The sequence below is a fragment of the Mesorhizobium sp. M7A.F.Ca.CA.002.05.1.1 genome (assembly GCF_003998335.1).
Lineage (GTDB): Bacteria > Pseudomonadota > Alphaproteobacteria > Rhizobiales > Rhizobiaceae > Mesorhizobium.
In genome coordinates, this window is the sequence record NZ_RZQI01000512.1 from 1 (window position 1) to 4,381 (window position 4,381).

Annotated in this window: 4 protein-coding genes; all 4 read right to left on the minus strand. The window is 62.4% G+C overall.

The features are described from left to right. Positions 1–10: 10 nt before the first annotated feature. On the minus strand, positions 11–976 hold the full coding sequence (locus tag EN939_RS22775) for an ABC transporter permease (protein ID WP_023812479.1): 966 nt from the start codon (positions 974–976) through the stop codon (positions 11–13). Further along, positions 973–2,526, minus strand: coding sequence for a sugar ABC transporter ATP-binding protein (locus EN939_RS22780; protein WP_127269847.1), 1,554 nt, complete (start codon positions 2,524–2,526; stop codon positions 973–975). Before EN939_RS22780 ends, EN939_RS22775 begins: the two co-directional genes overlap by 4 nt. A gap of 155 nt (positions 2,527–2,681) precedes the next feature. Continuing rightward, entirely contained in the window at positions 2,682–3,674 is a 993-nt protein-coding gene (locus EN939_RS22785; protein WP_127269849.1) for an ABC transporter substrate-binding protein, read from the minus strand. 300 nt (positions 3,675–3,974) lie between these two features. After that, positions 3,975–4,381, minus strand: a 407-nt coding sequence (locus EN939_RS22790) for an aldo/keto reductase (protein ID WP_164751151.1), incomplete at its 5' end; no start/stop codon positions are given.

Genomic DNA, 4,381 nt, shown 5'->3' on the forward strand with positions numbered 1-4,381 from the left:
TGCGGGATCGCTACTTGCCGCGGCGGCGCAGGCCGTCGAAGTAGACGATGATGATGATCAGCGCGCCGGTGATGATGCGCTGCCAGAACGAATTGACGTTGAGCAGGTTGGCGCCGTTGTTGATGGTGGCCAGGATGAAGGCGCCGAGCAGCGGCCCATGCACCGAGCCGACGGCGCCGAACAGCGAGGTGCCGCCGATGACCGAAGACGCGATCGCCTGCAGTTCCCAGCCCTCGGCCTGCGTCGGGTTGCCGATGCCGATGCGGGCGGCCAGCAGCACGCCGACAAAGGCGGCGCACAGGCCCGACAGCGTGTAGGCCATGTAGATGGTGCGCTGGACATTGACGCCGGACAGACGCGAAGCCTCGGCGTTGGAGCCGACCGAAAACAGGTATCGGCCCCAGCGGCTGTGGTGCAGGAAGATATAGGCCGGAATGCCGACCAGGATCACCATCCAGAACAGGTTGGGGATGCCGATGAAGGAATTGCGCGAGAAGGCGGTGAAGGTGTCGCTGTTGATGTTGATCGAATTGCCGTTGGTCATCAAAAGGCCGATGCCGCGCAGCGAGGTCAGCGTTGCCAGCGTGATGATGAAGGGTGGCAGGCCCATCTTGACGATGCCGAAGCCGTGGAACATGCCGATGGCGACGCCGACCAGCAGCGTCACCAGAATGGCGAGCCAGATGGGGAAGCCGGCATTGATCATCATGGCCACGACCACCGTGGCGAAACCGACCACGGCGCCGACCGACAGGTCGATGCCGCCGGTGATGATGACGAAGGTCTGGCCGACCGCCATGATGGCGATCATCGAGCCCTGGCGCAAGAGATTGGCCATGTTGTTGGCGGAGGCGAAGCTCGTCGTCGCCACGGAGAGAAGAATCCAGAGCAGAACCAGCAGCGCCAAAAGCGTCAGCCCAAACAGGACGTTGTAGTTGCGCTTCGGTTTTTCGACGGCGATCGCCTCGGTGCTCATATCTGTCCTCCCAGCTTTTCTTGTTTCTCGGCGAGCGCCTGAGTGAGAATATCCTCGTGGCTGGCGGCGTGAAAACCGTGCGTCGCCACCAGTTTGCCGCGCCGGAACACATGCAGCGTGTCGGCGAGTTCATAGACTTCCGGCAGATAGGACGAGATCAGGATGATGCCGGCGCCCTTTGACAAAAGTGCGCTGAACAGGCGGTAGATCTCGGCCTTGGTGCCGACATCGACGCCGACCGTCGGTTCGTCGAAGATGAACAGCTTGGCGCCGTGCGCCAGCCATTTGCCGATGACGATCTTCTGCTGGTTGCCGCCCGACAGGCTGGATGCCAGCGCGCCGCGCGTCGGTGTCTTGATGCGCAGATCGGCGATCTGGCGATCGGCTTGCGTCTTCTCCTGCGTGCTCGAAATCAGCAGATTGTTCGAGATACGCTTGTAGATCGGCAGGTTCAGGTTGAAGCCGACTGGCAGATTGAGGCAGAGGCCCTGGTCGCGGCGGCTTTCCGGCGCCAGCGCCATGCCGAGCTTGATCGCGTCATGTTCGGAGTTGACCTGAACTTCCTTGCCTTCCCACAGAATCTGGCCGGCCGATTTGCGATGGCGGCCGTAGAGCGTGGTGACGAACTCGCTCCGTCCGGCGCCGATCAGGCCATAGAGACCGACGATCTCGCCGGCGCGAACCGTCATCGAGACATTTTCGAAGCCCTTGCCGGACAGGCTCCTCGCCTCGAGGATCGCGGCGCCCGGCGTGAAATGCTCCTTGTGATAAACCTGCTCGATCGAGCGGTTGATCATCATTTTGACCAGCTCGGCATCGTTGGTCTCGGCGATGTTGCGGGTGCCGACCAGCGTGCCGTCGCGCAGCACGGAAACACGGTCGGCGAGTTCGAACACCTCCTCCATGCGATGGCTGATGTAGATGATCGTCACGCCTTCGCCCTTCAGCCGGCGGATCAGGGTGAAGAGCTGGTCGGCCTCCTTGCGGGTGAGGTAGGCGGTCGGCTCGTCGAAGATCAGGAATTTGGTGCCGCGCACGGTGGCGCGTGCGGCAGCAATCAGCTGCTGTTGGCCGATAGTGAGGTCGCCCAGCGTGACATGCGCCGGCAGGTCGAAGCCGAGATCGTCGATGATGGTCTGCGCTTGCCTGACCATGGCACGCTGCTGCAGGATGCCGAAGCGCGAATTCTCCTCGCCGAGGAACATGTTGGCGGCGACCGTCAGGTGGCGGCACAGCACGACTTCCTGGTGCACGGCATTGATGCCGAGCGCCATCGCCTCATGCGGCGTCGCCAGGGCAGCCGGCTGGCCCTCCCAGGCGATCTCTCCGGAGGTGCGCGGCATGACGCCGGTCAGAAGCTTGATGAGCGTGGATTTGCCGGCGCCGTTCTCGCCGACGATGGCGTGGATCTCACCGGACTTGAAGGCGAGGTCGACCGGCTTCAGCGCGTGGGTGCCGGGATAGCGCTTCTCCAGCCCGCGCAATTCGAGGATGGTCCGCCCCGGTTCCAGCACAGGGGCCGGATGCAGTTCCTGCGCCGTCGATGTCATGACAATCCTCCCAGATTGGCCTCACGATTGGCACGCGGCGAGACAAGGATATGTCTCGAAAACAGCCTAGCCTACGCTTATGGATTGCCAAGCCGTTTGTGCGGCAGCTTGTCTCCGGGGCGAGGTGCCCCGGAGACCATTGCGGATGCGACGGCTCAGAGCTTCGGATTGAGCAGCGCGTCGATCTTGGGGTCTTTCATGTTGTCCTTGGTCACCAGATTGGCGCCGGTGTCGACATTGGCTTCGACCTTCTCGCCCTTGGAAGCGGCGAGTGCGGTCTTGATGCCGTCATAGCCCATCCGGTACGGATCCTGGACGACGAGGGCGGAAATGACGCCGTCGTTGAGGAACTTGATCAGCTTCTCGTCGCTGTCGAAACCGACCAGCGCCAGCTTGCCGCCAAGGCTGTTTTCCGCGACAGCCTGACCGACGCCCTGCGCCATGATCAGGTTGGAAGCGAAGATGCCCTTGAGGTTCGGGTTGGCGGTGATCAGGTCGGTGGCGATGTTGAGGCCGGTGGTGGCCTGGCCGTCGGCATATTTATCGGCGACCAGCTTGAGGCCCGGATATTTGGCGGCCAGCTGTTCGGTGAAGCCCTGCTTGCGCTGTTCGAGCGAGCCGGCGCCCGGCGCGTTGGTGATCAGGGCGACGTCGCCCTCGATCTTGCCGCCGTTGGCGGCGCCGATGGCGGCTGCGAGGCCGTCGGCAGCGACGCGGCCGCCCTGGACGTTGCCGGTGGTCAGGAACGAGGTGAAGGCCTTGGAGTCGGCGCCGGAGTCGATGCCGATGACCTTGACCTTGGCAGCGGCTTCATCGATCGGCTTGCCAAGCGCCTTGAACTCGGTCGGCGCAATGACGATCGCCGCCGGGTTGCTGGCAACGGCGTTCTCGAGGATCGAGACCTGGCCGTTGACGTCGGTTTCAGCCTGGGCACCGAGTTCCGGCACGTTGACGCCGAGATCCTTGCCGGCCTTGCGGGCGCCGGCCAGAACGATCTGCCAGTAGAACGACGTGGTGTCCTTGACGATGATCGGAATGGTGACGTCCGCCGCCGAAACCGGCGCCGAATGCATGACGCCGGCGAGCATCGAAGCTGCTGCCAGCGCCATGACGGCGCGGCGGTTGAGAATGCTGGTCACGAATTTCATGAGGTTTCCTCCCTAAGTCGCCCGGTGAACGATACGGAAGCTCCGTCCGGATAGGCGTGATCCAAAACAGAACTTTATCAATAAAAAACAATTGCCATGTTTTGATAATGCATCGAACAGATCGATGCAAGCGCTGTTTGATCAGTCCTTGCGAGGCCTGGCAGAGGCAAATCCACCGCGCTGCTCCCCATTGGCGCCGTCGCACTTCCGTTCCGTTCCGGGAACGTATGGAATATTAATTCCATCATTTCGTCAATATAGAATGTCCATTCCTTCGTGTGACCGCAAGAATATGGAGTTTCACACCAGCTCCTGCACCAGCGTGTGGGGACGATATCTGGCGTATTCCGTCTCCGGCACGTCGATGTCGAGCAGTTGGAGGTTGCGCGTCAGGTTCGCCAGCTTGGCGGTGCCGGTCAGCACGGTGGCGACGGCAGGTTCATGCAAGGGGAATTGGAACGCTGCGGCGGCGAGCGGATAGCCACCCTCGGCGGCGATCCTTTCCATTGCGCCGACGCGGTCGAGCACGTCATGGCTGGCAGGGCGGTAGTCGAAATGTGCGCCTTGCACCGGCCCGGTCGCCAGGATACCGGAGTTGAACACGCCGCCAATGACCAAGGAGGTCTGCCGCGCCCGGCATAGGGGCAGCAACTCCGCTTCGGCGCTGCGGTCGAGCAAGGAATAGCGGCTGGCGAGCAGGATGCAGT